Source organism: uncultured Desulfovibrio sp., from assembly GCF_902477725.1.
Taxonomy (GTDB): Bacteria; Desulfobacterota; Desulfovibrionia; order Desulfovibrionales; family Desulfovibrionaceae; genus Desulfovibrio.
Genome location: NZ_CABSIF010000007.1, coordinates 213571 through 231294, shown reverse-complemented (window position 1 = coordinate 231294; position 17724 = coordinate 213571). Strand labels below are relative to the sequence as shown.

Annotated in this window: 13 protein-coding genes; 5 read left to right on the top strand and 8 right to left on the bottom strand. The window is 59.9% G+C overall.

Annotated features, from left to right (window positions below; genetic code table 11):
• Window positions 1-21: 21 nt before the first annotated feature.
• The 5 genes from fdnG to RDK48_RS08705 form a co-directional block, all read right to left on the bottom strand.
• A complete protein-coding gene (fdnG, locus tag RDK48_RS08725) occupies window positions 22-3060 on the bottom strand; it encodes a formate dehydrogenase-N subunit alpha (RefSeq protein WP_298991872.1) in 3039 nt (1012 codons plus the stop codon).
• A gap of 417 nt (window positions 3061-3477) precedes the next feature.
• Window positions 3478-4164, bottom strand: coding sequence for a nucleotidyltransferase domain-containing protein (locus RDK48_RS08720; protein ID WP_298991876.1), 687 nt, complete (start codon window positions 4162-4164; stop codon window positions 3478-3480).
• Window positions 4151-4801 carry a TetR/AcrR family transcriptional regulator gene (locus tag RDK48_RS08715; RefSeq protein ID WP_298991879.1) on the bottom strand — a complete coding sequence of 217 codons (651 nt, stop codon included), beginning with the start codon at window positions 4799-4801 and terminating at the stop codon, window positions 4151-4153. Before RDK48_RS08715 ends, RDK48_RS08720 begins: the two co-directional genes overlap by 14 nt.
• Window positions 4802-4989: 188 nt before the next feature.
• On the bottom strand, window positions 4990-6687 hold the full coding sequence (locus tag RDK48_RS08710) for an FmdE family protein (RefSeq protein ID WP_298991882.1): 1698 nt from the start codon (window positions 6685-6687) through the stop codon (window positions 4990-4992).
• A 186-nt stretch (window positions 6688-6873) separates the two neighbouring features.
• On the bottom strand, window positions 6874-7497 hold the full coding sequence (locus tag RDK48_RS08705; protein WP_298991886.1) for a molybdenum cofactor guanylyltransferase: 624 nt from the start codon (window positions 7495-7497) through the stop codon (window positions 6874-6876).
• A 171-nt stretch (window positions 7498-7668) separates the two neighbouring features.
• Here RDK48_RS08705 and RDK48_RS08700 point away from each other — a divergent pair, with 171 nt between their 5' ends.
• The 5 genes from RDK48_RS08700 to RDK48_RS08680 all read left to right on the top strand — a co-directional run bounded on the left by RDK48_RS08700 (window position 7669) and on the right by RDK48_RS08680 (window position 14086).
• Window positions 7669-8250, top strand: a complete 582-nt coding sequence (locus RDK48_RS08700) for a transglutaminase domain-containing protein (protein ID WP_298991889.1) — start codon at window positions 7669-7671, stop codon at window positions 8248-8250.
• Between the two features lie 228 nt (window positions 8251-8478).
• Complete coding sequence (locus tag RDK48_RS08695; protein WP_291444004.1) at window positions 8479-8967, top strand: CvpA family protein; 489 nt, start codon at window positions 8479-8481, stop codon at window positions 8965-8967.
• A gap of 30 nt (window positions 8968-8997) precedes the next feature.
• A complete protein-coding gene (gene mazG, locus RDK48_RS08690) occupies window positions 8998-9798 on the top strand; it encodes a nucleoside triphosphate pyrophosphohydrolase (protein ID WP_298991894.1) in 801 nt (266 codons plus the stop codon).
• 11 nt (window positions 9799-9809) lie between these two features.
• The gene (locus tag RDK48_RS08685; protein ID WP_298991897.1) at window positions 9810-11969 is read left to right on the top strand and encodes a hypothetical protein; all 2160 of its coding nucleotides are present in this window, start codon (window positions 9810-9812) and stop codon (window positions 11967-11969) included.
• A complete protein-coding gene (locus tag RDK48_RS08680) occupies window positions 11966-14086 on the top strand; it encodes a glycosyltransferase family 39 protein (protein WP_298991900.1) in 2121 nt (706 codons plus the stop codon). The genes RDK48_RS08685 and RDK48_RS08680 overlap by 4 nt, the downstream gene beginning before the upstream one ends.
• A gap of 288 nt (window positions 14087-14374) precedes the next feature.
• Here the strand turns inward: RDK48_RS08680 and RDK48_RS08675 are convergent, their stop codons facing one another.
• From RDK48_RS08675 to RDK48_RS08665, 3 genes are all read right to left on the bottom strand, one after another.
• Window positions 14375-14902 carry a serine/threonine protein phosphatase gene (locus RDK48_RS08675; RefSeq protein ID WP_298991903.1) on the bottom strand — a complete coding sequence of 176 codons (528 nt, stop codon included), beginning with the start codon at window positions 14900-14902 and terminating at the stop codon, window positions 14375-14377.
• The gene (gene glpX, locus RDK48_RS08670; RefSeq protein ID WP_298991906.1) at window positions 14903-15886 is read right to left on the bottom strand and encodes a class II fructose-bisphosphatase; all 984 of its coding nucleotides are present in this window, start codon (window positions 15884-15886) and stop codon (window positions 14903-14905) included.
• Window positions 15887-16035: 149 nt separating this feature from the next.
• Window positions 16036-17715: an NAD+ synthase gene (locus tag RDK48_RS08665; protein ID WP_298991909.1), complete on the bottom strand. Its 1680-nt coding sequence runs from the start codon at window positions 17713-17715 to the stop codon at window positions 16036-16038.
• Window positions 17716-17724: the final 9 nt, after the last annotated feature.

The window sequence follows — 17724 nt, the reverse complement described above, 5'->3', positions numbered from 1 at the left end:
TCAAGGAGCGCGCCCGGCTCGTTAGCCTATTTCGGTCAGCTTGTCGGCCTTACGCAGATTGACGCAGCAGGCCTTGGATTCAGGAATGGTGGTGTTGGGGTCATACGCACCAACGGTCAGCCTGTTGGTGGAGTCGCCGCATTTGGGCGTTGTCCAGCCAAAGGCAAAGGGCATACCCACAAGGTGGATCGTTCTGCCCATAACCGTAAAGGGACGAATGCGCACCGTCACCATGGCGATGGCCTCGCAGGTACCGCGAATGCTTTCAAGAAGGACGCCGTCGCCGTTCTTGATGCCCTTTTCCTTGGCCAGCTCTGGGCTCATTTCCACATAGAGCTGCGGCTCGGTTTCGAGCAGGTTGGGCACATTGCGCGTTTCGCCGCCGCCGCACCAGTGTTCGGTGAGGCTGTAAGTGGTCAGCACATAGGGGTAGTTGGGGTCAGCGGGTGCGGCGATCTTGTCCATATCAGAGGTATGGAACTTGTACACCGGGCTGCTCAACTGCCTGGAGAACGGATGGCTGGCCAGAGGCGTTTCCGCAGGTTCGTAGTGTTCGGGGAAGGGGCCGTCGGCGGGGCCAGCGGCGAAGAACTGGGAATGCCCGTCCTTCACCATGATGAAGGGCAGCTTGCCGCCTTCATTGGCCATGGGCGGCCAGGGGCCGTCGGGCACGTCGCCCAGCCACTTGGTGCCGTCCCATTCAATAACGGCCTTCTTGGGATTGAACGGCTTGCCGTTCACATCCACAGAGGCGCGGTTATACAGAATGCGGCGGTTCACCGGCCAGCACCACGACCAGTTGGGGAACAGGCCGATGTTGGCCTGCATGGGGGTCTGGCTGGTATTACGGCGTTTGGACTTGTTGCCTTCTTCTTCCGTCCAGCTGCCTGTGTATATCCAGTTGAGTGACGAGGTCGTACCGTCGTCCTTCAGCGCTGCGAAGGCAGGCACGAGCTGACCACGCTTGTACTGCTTGTCGCCCACCTTGGTATCAGCCCAGAAGAAACCGTTGATGCGGCGCGCCCACTCGGCAGCGTCATACTTGTCTGTCCAGTGCATCTTGAGGATGGGCTCGGGCAGCACACCGCCTTCGGTCTTGTACAGCTCGCGGATCTGGTTGAACAGGGGCACAACGATGTCCGCAAAGTTGCGGGCTTCGCCGCCGGGCTTGACGCCCTGATCGAACCACTGCAACCAGCGACCGCTGTTGCTGATTGTGCCTTCCTTTTCAATACGGTGAGCCGAAGGCAGCAGGAATACTTCGGTCTTGCAGGCCTTGGGGTCCACACCGGGGCGCTTCCAGTTGTCCGTGGTTTCCGAATTGTGCAGTTCCGAGCACACGAGCCAGTCCAGCTTGTCCAGAGCGGCGCGCATCTTGTTGGTATTGGGGAAGCTGTTCATGGGGTTCACGCCAAAGATGAAACCACCGCGCATTTTGCCCTGATAGAGTCTATCCATGGCATACATGTACGAGCAGTCTTCACCCGGCTCCAGCTTGGCCAGCAGGTCATAGCAGAAGTCGTTTTCAGGTGTGGCTTCATCGCCAAACCAGCCTTTGAGCAAGCTGGCGATATACTTGGGCCTGTTGCCCCACCAGTTGGCGCTGTTGGGCAGCTTGGTGACAGGGGTGTTGGCCTTGTTGTAGTCGGCCAGGGTCTGCCACGGGGCGCGAGGGGTGCCGTGGTAGCCGGGCAGGTTGTTGTACAACAGGGCATGGTCAGTGGAACCCTGTACATTAGGCTCGCCGCGCAGGGCGTTGATGCCACCGCCAGCCACGCCGATATTACCCAGCAGGAGCTGGATCAGCGATGAGAGGCGGATGTTCTGAACGCCCACGGTGTGCTGTGTCCAGCCCAGAGCGTACATGATGGTGCCAGCCTTGTCGGGGCCGCCAGTGGCGCAGAAGGCCTTGTAGACCTTGAGCAGATTTTCCTGCGAAACGCCCGTAATATCAGAAACATTCTTGAGCGTGTAGCGGGAATAGTGCTGGCGCATCATGTTGATGACACAGCGCTCGTTCTGGAAGGTGGGATCGACCACAGGCTTGCCGTCAGGCCCCATTTCCAGCGCCCATGTCTTTTTGTCGTATGTGCGCGTGACCGGATCATAGCCGCTGAACAGGCCGTCGTTAAAAGCGTAATCCTTGCCCACCACAAAGGCGGCGTGGGTGTACTTTTCAACGTATTCCTTGAAGTACAGCTTGTTTTCCAGAATGTAGTTGACCATGCCGCCCAGGAAGGGAATATCCGTACCCGAGCGCAAAGGCACGTGGAAGTCGCAACGGGCGGACGTGCGCGAGAACTTGGGGTCAACGTGCATAAGCACGGCCCCGTTGTCCTTGGCCCGCATGACCCACTTAAAGGCGACAGGATGATGTTCAGCGGCATTGCTGCCGATAATAAGCACTGCATCGCTATTCTTGATATCGATCCAGTGGTTCGTCATAGCACCGCGTCCGAACGACTCTGCCAGAGCCGCAACAGTGGGGCTGTGTCAGACCCGTGCCTGGTGGTCCATATGGACAACACCCAGGCCGCGTATTGCTTGATGAATGACTGCGCATTCTTCGTTGGAGGCGTGCGAGGTTCCCATCCAGAAGATGGAATCAAGCCGGTTAACCGTCTGCCCCTTGGCATTCTTGAGAATAAAATCTTTGTCGCGGGTGTCTTTAACCCGGCGGGCAATCTGGGCCAGAGTCCAGTCCCAGTCTTTTTCCACCCAGTGATCGCTGTTGGGCGCGCGGTAAAGCGGCTTTTTCAGGCGGTGATCATTGGTGTACATACTGAAGAGCGCCGCGCCCTTGGCGCAGAGCGCGCCTTCGTTGACGGGAAAGTCCGGGTCGCCCTCTGTGGAAACGAGCTTGCCGTCGCGCACATAGGCGATGACCTGACAGCAGACCGAACAGAAGGGGCAGACACTGATGACTTCCTTGGCGCCTTCTATCTTGAGTTTTACGGCGTAAGCCTGGGCCTCGCCCAGGTCGAAGCCCAACTGCCCCAATGTGAGGCAGAGAACCCCTGCACCGACGCCCTTGAGGAAGCTCCTCCGGGTGCTTTTCATGATGACACTCCTTTTTTAGGCCAATCACGCAACGCAAGGTCAGAACTCCTGCGTTGAACAAGACGCCTCTGAACTGCGTCAATTAACAAGATGGAGATTTGTTTTCACCATAGTTGAAAAAACGTGATATCGCAAGATACTTACATTTTTTTAAAGGGAACCGACCCTGTTTGTGACCATTTTCCCAATAGCAGAATTTTGCATGCCATTTCAGTGTGATGGAACACTATAATTGATAGAATTGTACACACAAACAGCATAAATTGACTGGTATTATCCTTCAAACTATTGCTGAAATAATTATACTTTTTTCTTAAAAAATTACGTCTTCTCCAGTTGCCAGATAGCCTATTACATAAAAAAACACCTGCATCAGCGGGTGGATTACAAAAAGCCATCATGAAAAATACGCCCCATTCAGGCTGACGCGTCAGGGCTGCCCCCATGCAAAATATCTTTGCACCAGCGGAGCAGCAGGTCATAACCTTGCCTTTCGCTGTGAGCGGCAAGCCAGAGGGGGAGGTCAAGCCCAGCCGCAATGATATCTCTCTCCGTGCCGTCAAGACTCGTCAGCAGTTCTTTTTTGCTGCGGCAGAACACGCCGGAGGCCAGGTAGCGCCGCACCAGCATGACAAAAAAAGCTGCTTTATAGGCATCTTTCAAAACAAGGGGTCTGGTCTCGGCATCCGCATACAGATACGTGTGCGTAAGAAGGTGAACAAGCCCGGCTGCACCGATTTTTGCGCTGTCCGCAGCGTCTTTATCCGTAATAGTGGGGAGGAAATCCTCCAGCTTGCCAAACCAGTCTTCTGTGTCCTTCTGGAATGCAAAAAGCTCATGACGCGGCCAATGGAATAAATCCCCAGTACCGCCAATAAAACCGCAGGCTTTTTGCCCCTCCGGCATGGCGCGGACAATGGCCCGGTAAACATCAAGATCATCCAGGGCAACAACATCCAGCAGCACAACCACATCAATATCGCTGGCTTCAGTGGCCTCGCCCCGGCGGTAGCTGCCCTGCAGCCCAAGGTATTGCAGGCGCGCGCCAAAGGTTTGCTGCAATTGCGGCAAGAGGTCTGCCATCCATGTTTCAGCATTGATCACAGCAGGCTCCATCCCCTCCATATCGTTTATAAAGATAGCTGAACCGGCCTTCTTCCACGCCTAGGGATTTTTCCGCTATCCAGGCAAGAGCCCTGGCCTTTTGCAGGCGCTCGGCGCTACTCCACGCAAATGCCGACCCGTGCAGAATAAATTCTGACGCGGCAAGCAAAATCTCCATGCATTCCTTAGGATACGCAGTTTTGAACGTACCCTCGCGCATTCCCTGCCGGACAACACCCTCCAGAATTGGCGAAAGCCGCAGGACAATGGATGCCATGGTGCGCTGGTGCATATCCGCATTGCCCACGGCACAGGCTTCTTTTTCCAGGCGGTCACCGCGCTCGTTGTCTCGCCCCGCATCTGTGAGAATGCGAAACATTTTTTCGTGAGCCGATATTTGCGGCTCGTCCGCAATAGCCTGCGCCACAGCCATTTCCGCATCAATGTACCGCTCAATAACGGCGTCCATAAGCGCCTCTTTTGAGGCAAAGTAATGATAAAACGTGCCCTTGGCGATATTCAGGGCTTCAAGAATATCGCTGATGGCAGTGCTGGCGTAGCCCTTTGCTGCAAACAGGTTTTCGGCAGCGTCAATGATTTCAGTTCTGCGCTCGCCATGTTCTTTAATGATGCGCATATGCTCCCTCTCTTCATCAATAGACCGACGGTCGGTCTATTGAATATCCGCCATTTTCAGCTACGTCAACAAACTTGTCATGGCTCCACTCTCCGCATGTGCAGCTGAGGGCGACAAAAAAAGGAGGCCCCGAAAAAAATCTCGGAGCCTCCGCAAAAAGGCGTGTCCGCCTTTGCACAAGATGCAAATTATTTACCGAACCAACACTTGGGATAGGTGCAGGTGTGGCATGCCAGGCAGTAACCGCCCTCGCCCATGCGGGCAGCCTCGGCGCGGGTCAGGCCACGGCCTGCCAGCATGCGCGGCAATACCAGATCAAGGAAGGTTGTTTTAAAATACAGGGCACAGGCGGGCACGCCCAGCACCTGCATATCACCCTGCGGGCCAGGGATGCGGCCCATGAGGCTCATGGTGCCGGGGAGGATGGGCACGCCGTGCAGCACGTCTGTCAGACCAGCTTCCACAAGAGCCTGGCGGGTCACATCGTCCGGGTCAACCGAAAGCCCGCCCGTGGTGATCAGCAGATCGGCCCCGGCCTCGCGCATGGCGGCCACGGAGGCCTGCATCATGGCTTTGTCGTCCGGCACAATGTCGGTACGCACCACGGTACAGTCCAGCATGCTGACCTTGGCGGTGATGACAGGGATGAACTTGTCTTCAATAATCCCCTGAAAAACTTCGGTTCCGGTCACAAGAATGCCCACGCGGGCCTTGCGCAGGGGCAACACACGGAACAGAGGCCCGCCTTCCAGCGCTTCCAGCGCCTGGCCAAGCCGCTCGCGCGTAATGTGGAGCGGGATGGCGCGGGTGCCGCAAAGCGGGCCGCCCTGCTTGACCAGGGTTCCATCCTGACGCGAGGCCACCATGACCTCGGGCACCAGATTGAACCGCGTCATGCGCTCCACATCCACGCAGAAAAGTCCGTTACAGGCAGCCTTGAAGTCAATTTTGCCTTCATGGGGCGGCAGTTCGTAGGTAATGCCTTCGCCAGCCATGCGGCGCGCAAAAATTTCCGCAACTTCGTTTTCATGCACCAAGGCACGGGGATCATCAGGGGATACCTGCGCGCTGGCTGGGGCATCATCATCTGTAATGGCCACATGGAAGCGGCCCATCTGCTGCAAGCGGCAGATATCGCCCACAGAAATGCGCTGCCCTGCCTTGAATTCCGGCCCCTTGAACTGGCCGGGATCAATGCGGGTCATGTCGTGGGCCACGGTTTTGCCCACGGCTTCTTCCACAGGCACAACACGAACGCCCGTTGCGGCCTTGTGGCGCTCTGCGGCAAGAGCCTGACAGTCTTCCTTAAGCTCGCGCCGCGCCAGCACATAGGGGGCCTCGCCCTGACAGCCACGACACACGGGGCCGTCTTCCACCGGATAGGCCTCGCCGCACACGGGGCAGCATAAAATGCGCGTCATGTGCTTGTGGCCCATAAACCGCCGCTTGACCGTGATGGGCTCCACCTTGCAGATGCTGTCGCCCGCGGCTTCAATTTCTGATTCCAGCAGGGCGATATCCTGATCTTTTTTTGCCTTTTCCTTAAAGAACCATGCCTTGAGTTCGGGATAGGCAGCCATTTTTACAGGATCCAGGCTCACGCGCACGCCCTCGCCAGTGTGCTTGTCAAACAGCGACACCGCGTAGCGGCCAAGATTGTGAATCTTCATCCAGTTGTTGCCGATACTGCACAGGGTGAGCAACTGCACCGCGTCAGGCAGGCACTTGCCCGATTCGACCACGGCCTCAAACAGTGTGCCCTCTGGCAGATGACGCTTGGCAAGCTCCACCATATAGCCGCCCACAAGCAGGCCCGGTGCGGCATAGCCGTGAAAATTCTCTGCAAGGCGATGAAATTCCTTAAACGTATAAGCCCCAATATCCATGTTTGCTCCAAATCACCGCAGCGGGCTGACCAAAGCCATATGCTGCGGCAGTGTTTTCACGCGCGTTTTCTCCGCTCGCCCGGGCAGACGCGCAGCCGCGCCGGGTAGCAAATATTGGTTGGCGGCAGATCAGCTTCCGCCGGATAATCACGATTACTTAGATGACCGTGAACTGGTAGAGAGAGACTAATGGGAAGCGTCCAGAATATCCAGCGCCCTTTGCAGGTCATCGGGGTGGTTCAAATTGAAAAACGGACGGGCTTCTTCCGGGCCATAGGGCAAACGGCACTGCCGTTCAAGTGGCACGACCCTGTTGAGCCTGCCGCCGTGAAAGGCAAGCGAATCTTCAAACCAGGGCAGCGCCGCTGTTTCGTATACGGCGGAAAGAGCCTCGGGTCTGCCGCTAACCGCATCTATATAGAGCGTGGCAAGGGTATCTGCCGGGGCCGCATCGCGGGCGGCAAGCAATTTGCGCAAGGTGGGCGCATCCATAAAGGGCATGTCGCAGGAAAGTACCAGCACGGCAGAAAATCCCTGCGCCAGCGCCGTGCGCAGGGCCGCGACCACCCCCGCTACGGGGCCGCAATCGTTTTTTTCATCAAAAATGCACCCATACCCGGCTCGGGGAAGGCCCGGCCTGCACGACACCCAGCACTGCGGCAGCAAGGAGACAAGCAGCGTGTGCGTACGGGCCAGCAGATCAGGATTGTCCGAGCCGTAGACCCGCAGCAGCGCCTTGTCGCGCCCCATGCGTGAAGAAAGCCCCCCCGCCAGCACCACGCCCGCCACACGGCCCCGCAATGTATCCATCATGCCTCCTGCCCGGCCTGTTATTCCGCCCTGTGATGCTGCACGGTTGTGTTCTGCGCACAAAGGACAATGCGCTGCGGGGCTGAACGCTTTGGTCCTTTTGCACCCCGCACTCCCCTGTGATAGGGTTTGGCGATGATGCACCAACAGTCCCCCGCACCGCAAGCCTGCATGAGCGAGTCGGAAATCATTGATTTCCGCTCTGCACCAGTGCAGCGCAAGGCCGCCAGCCTTGCCGCAGACTGCGCATCTGAAATGGAACTCATTGAAAAAACTTTTGTATTTGTGCGCGATAGCATTGCGCACTCGGTGGATTGCGGCGGCACTGCTGTTACATGCAGCGCATCGGAAGTTCTGCATGTGGGGCAGGGCCTGTGTTATGCCAAGGCGCATCTTCTGGCGGCATTGCTGCGCGCCAACAGCATCGCCGCAGGATTCTGCTACCAGTTGCTGGAATTTGAAGACGGGCACGATCCCCACCGGGTGCTGCACGGCCTCAATGCCGTATGGATCAGCGAACGGCAGGTCTGGCGGAGGTTGGACGCGCGGGGCAACAAACCCGGCGTTGACGCGCAGTTCTTGCCAAACGGCCCGGAGCAACTGGCCTTTACCGTGCATCCGCAGTGCGGCGAGGTGGACTACCCCCATATTTTTGCAGAGCCGGACCCCGGCGTGGTCCTGGCCCTGCGCAGCCACAGCAGTATCACCCAACTGCTGCCCCGTCTGCCGCAACAGCTTGCCTGCCCTGTTTGACGCTCCGCCGCCTCGCAGATACTGCGCCCCCCTGCGTGCAGCCTCCCGGTCATCCATGTTCCATACCGCAACTACACCAACAGCTTGCGGCCAATCTGCCCCCGAGGCACGTTGTGCCGCAGGCCAGCATCTGCTATGCTCTGCCCCGCCGCAGGTCAAAGGCCTCGGCGCGAAAGCCTTCCCGGCAACGGCCCGCCATGCGGGCAATACAGCCGCAACGGAGAACGCATGGGGCAGGATATTTTCGACCTTATCATAGTGCTTATACTGGTATTTTTTGGCACGCGGGGCTTTATCCACGGTTTTGTGGGCGAAGTTGCCGGGCTTATTTCGCTGCTGGGCGGCTTCTGGGCCGCGCACCATTACCACCCGCTGCTTGCGCCGCGCCTTACGCTCATCACTGATCCCTCATGGCGCATCATTGCGGCATACGTGCTCATCTTTCTGGGGGTCATCATTTCGGTGGCCATCATTGCGCGCATCCTGCAAAAAATACTTTCCTTCTCCTTTGTGTCATGGGCAGACAAACTGGCTGGCGGCATGCTTGGTCTTGCCAAGGGCGTCCTGCTCTGCTCGCTGGCCCTGCTGTTTCTGCAAAAATTTTTCGCAGGCGCGCCCTTTATGCAGCATTCGCGCGCACTGCCCTACTTCAACGCGCTCATGACCCAGGTACACGGCTGGCTGCCGCCTGACCTCACCGCCCGCCTGGGCATTTAACTGCCAGAATTATCAAGGAAATACGCCATCATGGAAAAGACCGCCCTCGAAGAATTGCAGCTCATCATAGACAAGCTCACCGCTCCCGATGGCTGCCCCTGGGACAAGGAACAGACCCCCGAAAGCCTTGCCGAGTACGTCATTGAAGAAAGTCACGAACTTGTGAGCGCCATCCGCTCCGGCAATGTGGCCGACATCCGCGAAGAACTGGGCGATGTGGCCTTTTTACTGCTTTTTGTGGCGCGCCTGTACGAAAAGCAGGGGCAGTTCAACCTTGACGATGCCCTCAATAACAACAGGGCCAAGATGATCCGCCGCCACCCCCACGTGTTCAGCAATACGGTTTTTGACAGTCTTGAAGAACAGCTCAAAGCTTGGGAAAAAATCAAGCGCGCCGAGCATGCAGATGAAGACGGCAAGCCCAAGGGTCTGTTTGACAGCCTGCCCGAGAGTCTGCCCCCGCTTGCCAAGGCCTACCGCATCAATTCCAAAGCGGCCCGCGTGGGCTTTACCTGGCAGGAAGATGAAGAGGTGGAACAGCAGGTGGAAGCCGAATGGCTGGAATGGCTGGACGCCTCCGCTGGCGGCGATCAGGATGCCCAGAAGCACGAACTGGGCGATTTGCTGTTCAGCATTGCAGAGCTTGGCCGCCGCAAGGGCATCAAGGCCAGCGAAGCGCTGGACTACGCCAACCGCCGATTCCTCAACCGTTTTGCCCGCATGGAAGAAATCGCCCGCGAGCAGAACATTGATTTTTCGGCCCTGACCCTTGATGAAAAGGACGAGCTGTGGAACACAGCCAAGGCCGAGGAAACCGCGGCAAAGGCCTGACGGTCGCAACCATGCGTACCCAACCATTGCGAAAGAATCTGCGGCGGCCCGTACCGCTGACCGCCGGGCTTGCGGCCCGGCTGCCCCTGCTGGCCGTGCTTGCGGCGGCTCTTGTGGTCGGCCTGTGCCTTGCGGCCTGCACAAAGCACAGCGGGACGGCAACGTCCCTGCGCCGCGAGCAGCCTACAGGGAACGCATCTCTGCTGCCGCGCGCGGATCCGGGGTATCTGCAATGGCTTGAGCGCCAGTCCATGCTCGGCTCCACCCAGGAACTGACAGGGCAGGTTTCCGGCACTGATCTTATCTGGCGCAACAGCGCCTCGGCACGGCGTGTGCCCCTGCTGCTTACCGCCGCGCCCAACTGGTTTGACGTGAACCCGCACAGCCTTGGTGCGGGGCAACCAGCACTGCGGGCGCTGGCCCAACCCGGCGTGGACGCTTTTTGGGCGCAAGCGGGCTTTGGCGGGCTTTTCCTGGCTCCCTTGGGCGAAAAGGGCGACATCTGGAGTGCCCATGCGGCTTCCGCACTGCCTGACGCCGCATCAGAGGCGGGCGACAACGTCACCGCCCTGCGGCCAGACCCTTCGCTGGGCACTGGCGAGGATTTTTCGCGGCTGACTGCAAAGCTTGATCAGACGCAGATGCAGATGGGCGGCGAACTGCCCCCCGCCGCCACAGGACTGGGGCCGGATTTTATTCTTCAAGCTCGCCGGGCCTCGCGCTTTGACGGCCTGTATGCCATGATGTCTGTGCCGCAGAAAGACTGGGATATTTTGCCAGCCACCGCTGGCGAATGGGACTGCCTGCCCTTGCGCCAGAACGCTGTGGCGGAATTGCGTAAACGTGGAGTCGTTCCTGATCAGTTACGGCGCGACACTCTTGACTGGGCAACCCCCGGCGGATGGGCCGTCACCGGCGAAGTGCGCGGCGCGGATGGTCAGGTGCGGCGCTGGGTCTACCGCTACAGCGGCAATGCCCTGCGGCCCGTGCTGCTGTGGCAGGACCCATCCGGGCAGGCCAGACGGGTGTTTTCCGCCGCCGTTATCCAGCACACGGGTTTGCAGCAGCAAACCCTCGCGGGCATCAGACTGGAGGCCCTCATGGGGCTTGACGCGCAGGTGGACGGCCAGAGCGGGGGCAGAACAGACCCTTCGGCTCTGGTTCCGGGCCTTGAAGCTTTGGAATCCCTGGCGGGCGAGGTGCACCGCTACGGCGGGTGGGCCGTGCAGGACGATGTGCTGCCACCTTCGCTGACCAAAGCGGTGCTTGCCACAGCCGTAGATTTCAGCCGCGACAGCATTACCCCCGCTGCCGCCGCATATGCCCTGCTGAGCGGCGATGCCGCGCCCCTGGGCGCACTGCTCAAGGCCTCGCTTGCGGCGGGCGTTGACCACAGCCGCCTTGCACGTGGACTGCGGGACAGACAATATATTGACTGGCGTCCCCTGCTGGATCTGCCGGACGGTCAGGCCCTCGTGCGCCGCGCGCAGTCCCTTGCCAAGGGCGCGCCAGAGGCCTCGGGCCTGCCCGTCACCCAGGCGGAACTTGCCGCTCGTGCCCTTGGGCTTGACGCTGCAAGCGCCGTGCGCCCTGACCACGCGCAGGCCATGGAATCCGCCTGCCTGCTCCTGTTGGGCTGGCGCATTGGTTTGCCGGGTCTGACATTTTTAAGCCCGCAGGATATTACGGGCGCAATGGGGCTGCCGCAGGGTTCGGGCAAGGGCGCGTCCAGCGCTGGCAGCGTGCCCCTGTGGGGCGCCACAAACCTGCCCGGCGGGCAAAGCCCCGCCACATTGGCCTTTGGCCCGCTGGACATGCAGTGGAGCCGGGAAACAAGTTTTGCCAGGCAGATTGCCCGCCTGTTGCAGGCCAGACGCGCCACCGGGCTTGCCTCTGGCCGCCTCGTGCAGGTGGTGAACGGCCCCGCAGGCTGCGTGGCGACCCTGAGCTCCTTGCCGGGCGGCGACTACTGGCTGCTGGCGGCTAATTTTTCAGACCGTAAACAACACCTTGCCTGCCCTCTGCCCGCTGGCGCGCAAGGCCCTGCGCGTGATGTGCTGAACGGCCAGAACCTGCCCACGGGGCGCGCCGTAGAAATTGACCTCGATGCCCGCCAGGCCCGACATATCCTGCTTGGCGAGCCGAAAACGCATGAAGGAGCGATGCCATGACCCAGAACAGCGCCCAGAATCCCGAAGACCAGGCTGCCTGTCAGTCTGGGGGCCAGCAGACCAGCGCGGAAGGGGCACACGCCCAGTCCGAAACGCAAGCTGCCAAGGCAGTTTCCCAGCCAGCTGCACCGGCTTCCGAACCAGCGGGCACGGCCCAGGCCGCTGCGAGCGCCGCAGCCGCCGCACCTCAGGCCGAAGGCGCAGCCCCCAAGGCTTCCCGCCCGGTGACGATCTCGGCCAAGGGATTCAGGGGGATGTTCGGCAACTCCGGCAAGGAAGGCAAACCCGCTGCCTCCGCAAAACCGGCAGAATCTGCTCCTCAGTCAGCCGCTCCCGGTTTTGCCGACAATATTTTTGACGCAGCCAGCGTTGTTGGGCCGCTTGCCCTCTTGCTCATCATGCTGGCCCAGGCCTGGCCCGCCCTTATGGGACACAGCCTGTACTGCCCGCGCGAGGCCGCAGGCATTCTGGCCTTTACCCAAACCGCGCAAAGCGGCATGTGGCTTGCCCCGGCGGGCGACGGTCTTTCGCAATGGCCCGTATTTTTCTGGTTTTTGCGCGGCATTGAAGCCCTGCTCACCAAGGCCGCGCCGCAGTTTGCCCATCTGCTCTTTCCCCTGGCCGCGATGACCGGAACCCTGATCTGCCTTGTGGCTGTGTGGGTTCTTGGCCGCGTTGCAGGGCTTGACCGCCGGGCCGCGCTGGCTGGCGGCATGCTGCTGCTCTGCGCGCCCATCTTTGCGCCGCTCTCCACCTTTACCGGGCCGGAAGCTTTGGCCGCAGCCGTGACCCTGCTTTCCCTCGCCTGCCTTTGCCACGGCTGGCAACAGCCGGGCACGACCTTCACCCTGCCTCTGGGTTTTGCATTGGCGGCTTTGGCTGGCCTGACGGGCGGCCTTTTTAACCTGTTGCTACCAGTGCTTGCCAGCCTGGCCTTTCTGCTCTGGCGTTGCGGATTCCGCCGCGCCCAAAAGGCGGACGGCCTCGTGGGTTTTGTACTCATGCTGGGCATGGTCGGTTGCTGGCTTGCTGTTGTCATGCTCTGGCATCAGCCGGAGGGATACCTCAAAAACCTTGGCACCCAGCTTGTGACCTGGCCCATCACCAAGGCCACATGGTGGAAGCCTCTGGCCTTTGCGGCTCTGGGCCTGCTGCCCTGGCTGGCCGTCATCTGCGGTGTTTCCTGGGCGCGTGTGCTGCGCACCGCCCCTGCTGATCTGGCCGCCTCCCGCAAGGAAAAGGCCGGAATGGCCTTTTTGTGGGTAGCCCTTGTATTCGCCTGCCTGCTGAGCATTTTTGCTGCCGACATGGTAGGCGCTGCCGTGTGCACGGCCTGCCTCGCCGCCCTCCTGCTGGGCAAGGCTCTGCTGCGCCTGCCTGCTGCCGGAGCCAAACTGTTCTACATCATCGCGGCCCTGTGCCTGCTGCACGCCAGCATGGCCCTGGTGGCCGCAGGTTTTGGCTACACGCTTGACTGGCTTGGCAAGTTCTTCCACTTTACGCTTACCGAAAGCCAGCGCACCGCCGTGCTTGGCCTCAAGGCCCTGCCCGTGCTCGGCGGCATAGGCATTGTGGCTGCGGTACTGCTTGCCCGTCTGGTGCGCCGTGGCGCACACGGCGGCACCAGCGGTTCGCTCGTGATGTGCGCAATCATTGTTGTTGTTCTGGCCCAGCCCGCATCGCTCATGCTCATGCCGCAACTGGAAAAAACTCCTGAAGCGCAGGTAAAGAGCCTGAGCACCATCCTGGCTCCTGCGCCAGAAGCTCCCGCAGCAGCACCTGCCGAGGCCCCCAAACTTGAACCCGCCACCCCGGCAATCGCGCCTGAATCCGCGCCTGCCGCTCCGGCTGAAAAACCCGCGCCTGTGCAGGAACCTGCGGCTGCCCCTGCCGCCGCGCAGCCTGCGGAAGCGTCTGCTCCCCAAACAATGGCACCTACGGTTCCGGCTGCTCCGACTGAAGCCCCAGCAACAGCGCCTGCGCCGACGCCTGCCGAGGCAGCCAAGGAACTCGCCAAGGAAGTGGTCAAAGAGTCCGCCCCCGCTACGCCAGCGGAACAAACCCCTGCGCCGCAACCTGAGCAACCCAAGGAAGCGCCCAAGGCTCCTGCTAACTAGCCAGAGAAACACAGATCAGCTCGGCGCAGATTGCGCTCACAATACCAAGGCCCCTCCCACGAGGGGCCTTTTTTCGCCATATGTCAGGTCAGAACGTTCCCCAGTGGGAGGGCATGCACCTGCGGCTACCCCTGTATAAGAACGTCTCAGCTTAGCCGCTTTACCTCCGTTTGCAGACAAGGAGCGTTGCTGACCAACTACCCGCAAATAAAAAAGGCCCCGGAATCAACCGGAGCCTTTCATCGATCATTTGTCTGCGCCCGCACTGCGGGCCTCTGCAAAGTAGCCCTATTTGTTTATGGGCGGCACATCTCCACCAGCTTTGAGCATGGTGCCAAGGTGACGCCGCGCAAGGGCAAGCTCGCCTTCTGAAACTTCGGGCATATCTTTGGAGCGCGCGCCGCTCATGTCGTTGCCTTCTTCCACAATGGAAAGAGCGGCTGCCATGCGGCCCATGACGCAAAAAAAGCGCACCGGGTTCCAGTTATGCGCCTGCACCCAGGCCGCAGCATTGGGCGAATAGAGAAAATCCGCCTTGTTGTTGCGCATGATGGGGTGGGCTTCTTCATTATTGCCCTTGGCCCAGGCCCGGAACTGCGGCAGAAGTTCAAGAAAGTCCAGCAGTTCCTTGTCTGTCACCGGGGGCTGTTTTTCATACACGTTAACGCTTGCGCTGGAACTTGGGGCAGGCTGCTCCACCTTTTTCTTGGCAGCAGGAGCCTGTGCGGCCCCGGCCATGCCGGGGGCAACAATCACCAGCGGCAGGGCCAGCACCAATGCCGCAAAAACACCGCAGAGAGATGAAATTTTATTCATTCAATACCGAACCGCGCTAAATTTCGAGAGTCTGTCCATATTATGGTAAGACTCCACATATCGCAGGGTGCCGGTTTTGCCGCGCAAAACCAGCGAGTGGGTAACGGCGTACTTGGCACTGTAGCGCACGCCCCTCAAAAAATCACCGCCGGAAATACCCGTGGCGGCAAAAAAACAGTCGTCGCTGCGCACCAGATCATGCACAGTGAGCACCTCGCGCACGTCAATGCCCGCTTCGGTGATAGCTTCTTTTTCCACATACGACTGGGGATCCAGACGGGCCAGAATCTGCCCGCCCATGCCCTTGATGGCGCAGGCAGACAACACGCCCTCGGGGGTGCCGCCCGTGCCCATCATGATATCAACCTCGGAACGTGGATCAACAGCCATGAGCGCGCCGGCCACGTCGCCATCAGTTTGCAACTGAATGCGCGCGCCTGCCTGGCGAATTTCCGTAATAAGCTTTTCGTGACGGGGCTTGTCGAGCACAAAGACCACAAGGTCCTGCACGCTCTTGCCCATGGCCTTGGCCACGTTGGACAGATTGACCTTTACCGGCGCATCGAGGTCAACCACATCGCGGGCCTCGCGGGGCACCACCAGCTTCTGCATGTAATAGCTGGGGCCGGGGTTGAACATGCTGCCGCTCTGCGCAACACCCACAACCGAGATGGCGTTGGGGCGGCCATAAGCCAGCAGATTGGTGCCTTCCACAGGGTCAACGGCCACGTCAAGGCTGGGGCCGCAGCCCTTGCCCACTTTTTCGCCGTTAAAGAGCATGGGGGCATTGTCTTTTTCGCCCTCGCCGATAATGACCTTGCCATCAATACTGAGGGTGGCGAAGCTGACGCGCATGGCGTCAACGGCGGCGCCGTCACCGGCTTCCTTGTCTCCCCGACCGAGCCAGCGGGCCGATGCAAGGGCCGCAGCCTCGGTAATGCGAACAATGTCCAGAGCCAGATTTTTCTCCGGTGCTTCCGCCATGATATCCTCCACTCAGATCAGCGTTGTGCAACACACTGCTCTTACCCCAGTGCGTTGCGGGCTTCAAGGAAAAACCCCGCACTTCGGGATGGACCATGCGGCAACTCTTTTGCCGCACAGCCCTTTTCCATACTTCTTTTTTATACAGCCTATTTATTGGGCGAGCTGAAACGCCCGGCAACCGGCGTCTGCCAGCCGCCGCCAAAGGGCATGCGGCTCATGTAAAGCGACAACGGCTCCTGACGGCGCTTGAATTCAGCCCTGAACAGCTTGTCGCGCACTTCCATGTGCGCTGCTGAAAGCGGGCCGGATTCCGCCTCCGCAGGCTGCAAAAGATCTTCAAGAATCGGATCCAGATCTTCATAGGGCAACAGGCTGTCCGAATCTTTCTGACCGGGGCGCAGCTCCGCAGAAGGAGCCTTGGTGAAAATTTCATCGGGGATGATCTCCGCCCCACGATGGGCGTTGTACCAGCGGCCAACAGCATACACCTGGGTCTTGGTCAGGTCACCGATAACGGCCAGCGCGCCCACGGAATCGCCGTAAAGGGTGCAGTAGCCCATGGCCCCCTCGCTCTTGTTGCCCGTATTGAGCACAAGGGCGTTGGCCCTGTTGGCCAGCGAGGTGATGAGCGTGCCGCGTATGCGGGCCTGCACGTTTTCAAAGGTCACGTCGCCGGGCTTTTCTTCAAAAAGGTCAAGGCCGGGCTTGAGCGCGGTGGCAAAAGCATCCATAAGCGGGCCAATGGGCAAGGTCACGGTGGTGATACCCAGATTTTCCGCCAGTTTTGCGGCGTCCGTCAGCGAACCCTCGCTGCTGTGGGGCGAGGGCAGAAGCACACCGGTGACGTTTTGCGCGCCAAGAGCCTCCACCGCCACACTGCACACCAGAGCGGAATCCATGCCTCCGGAAATGGCTACGATGCCTTTCTCCACCCCGCACTTGCGCACAAAGTCCCGTGTGCCAAGCACAAGGGCGCGCCAGTAATCTTCTTCAACGCAGGCGGCCAGCGGTTCCGGGGTTTTAACAGCACCCTGCCCGCGCGCAGTGTCCACCACGAGCACGTCTTCCTCAAAGGCTTTGCCCCGGGCAAGCAGCTGCCCTGTGGGATCAAAAACCAGGCTCTGCCCGTTATACACGCGGCTGTCGTTGCCGCCCACCATGTTCACCGAAAACATATGCACATGATGCCGGGCCGCCACGTGCGAAAGCAGGTGTTCGTCCGTTTCCTGCGCGCCCACGCTAAAGGGCGCCGCCGCCATGTGTACAAGCGCGTCCACGCCGCGCTGCACCAGTTCCATCAGCGGATTATGACCGCTGGCGTAGCGGGTTTTCCAGAACGAAGCGTCTTCGCTCTGGGCATCTTCGCAGAGCACAACGCCGATGCGCCAGCCGCCCATGGTGACAATGCCGCACGAAATGCCACGGTCAAAATAGCGGGCGTCCTCGTCTGTGGATTCGGCCACGCTGTTCTGGCCCTGATTTTGATACACCTTGCGCGAAATAACCTGCCAGCCGCCATTTTCAACCAACACTGCCGCGTTGGAAAGCAGGCCCGAGGCGTACACGCTGGGCACAGGCGCACCCACCAGCACAGAAGGGCCATCCTTGAGTTCGGCGGCCATGATATCCAGAGCCTTGAGGCAACCCGCCGCAAAACCCTGAGCGCAGAGGTAGTGGCCGGGGGCCACGCCGCAAAGCGCCAGCTCCGGCGTAACGCACAGGTTTGCCCCTGCTGCGCCTGCCTGACGGGCGGTGCTGATGATACGTTCCAGATTTCCGGCCACGTCGCCGGTAACGGTATTGCACTGCAAAAGGGCGATTTTCATGCCGATGCC

What these genes read in the sequence shown, in the direction of transcription:
- RDK48_RS08715 (WP_298991879.1), bottom strand. Translation starts at nt 4,801, where the DNA reads ATGCGCATCATTAAAGAACATGGCGAGCGCAGAACTGAAATCATTGAC.
- RDK48_RS08710 (WP_298991882.1), bottom strand. Translation starts at nt 6,687, where the DNA reads ATGGATATTGGGGCTTATACGTTTAAGGAATTTCATCGCCTTGCAGAG.
- RDK48_RS08705 (WP_298991886.1), bottom strand. Translation starts at nt 7,497, where the DNA reads ATGGATACATTGCGGGGCCGTGTGGCGGGCGTGGTGCTGGCGGGGGGG.
- RDK48_RS08700 (WP_298991889.1), top strand. Translation starts at nt 7,669, where the DNA reads ATGAGCGAGTCGGAAATCATTGATTTCCGCTCTGCACCAGTGCAGCGC.
- RDK48_RS08695 (WP_291444004.1), top strand. Translation starts at nt 8,479, where the DNA reads ATGGGGCAGGATATTTTCGACCTTATCATAGTGCTTATACTGGTATTT.
- mazG (WP_298991894.1), top strand. Translation starts at nt 8,998, where the DNA reads ATGGAAAAGACCGCCCTCGAAGAATTGCAGCTCATCATAGACAAGCTC.
- RDK48_RS08685 (WP_298991897.1), top strand. Translation starts at nt 9,810, where the DNA reads ATGCGTACCCAACCATTGCGAAAGAATCTGCGGCGGCCCGTACCGCTG.
- RDK48_RS08680 (WP_298991900.1), top strand. Translation starts at nt 11,966, where the DNA reads ATGACCCAGAACAGCGCCCAGAATCCCGAAGACCAGGCTGCCTGTCAG.
- RDK48_RS08675 (WP_298991903.1), bottom strand. Translation starts at nt 14,902, where the DNA reads ATGAATAAAATTTCATCTCTCTGCGGTGTTTTTGCGGCATTGGTGCTG.
- glpX (WP_298991906.1), bottom strand. Translation starts at nt 15,886, where the DNA reads ATGGCGGAAGCACCGGAGAAAAATCTGGCTCTGGACATTGTTCGCATT.
- RDK48_RS08665 (WP_298991909.1), bottom strand. Translation starts at nt 17,715, where the DNA reads ATGAAAATCGCCCTTTTGCAGTGCAATACCGTTACCGGCGACGTGGCC.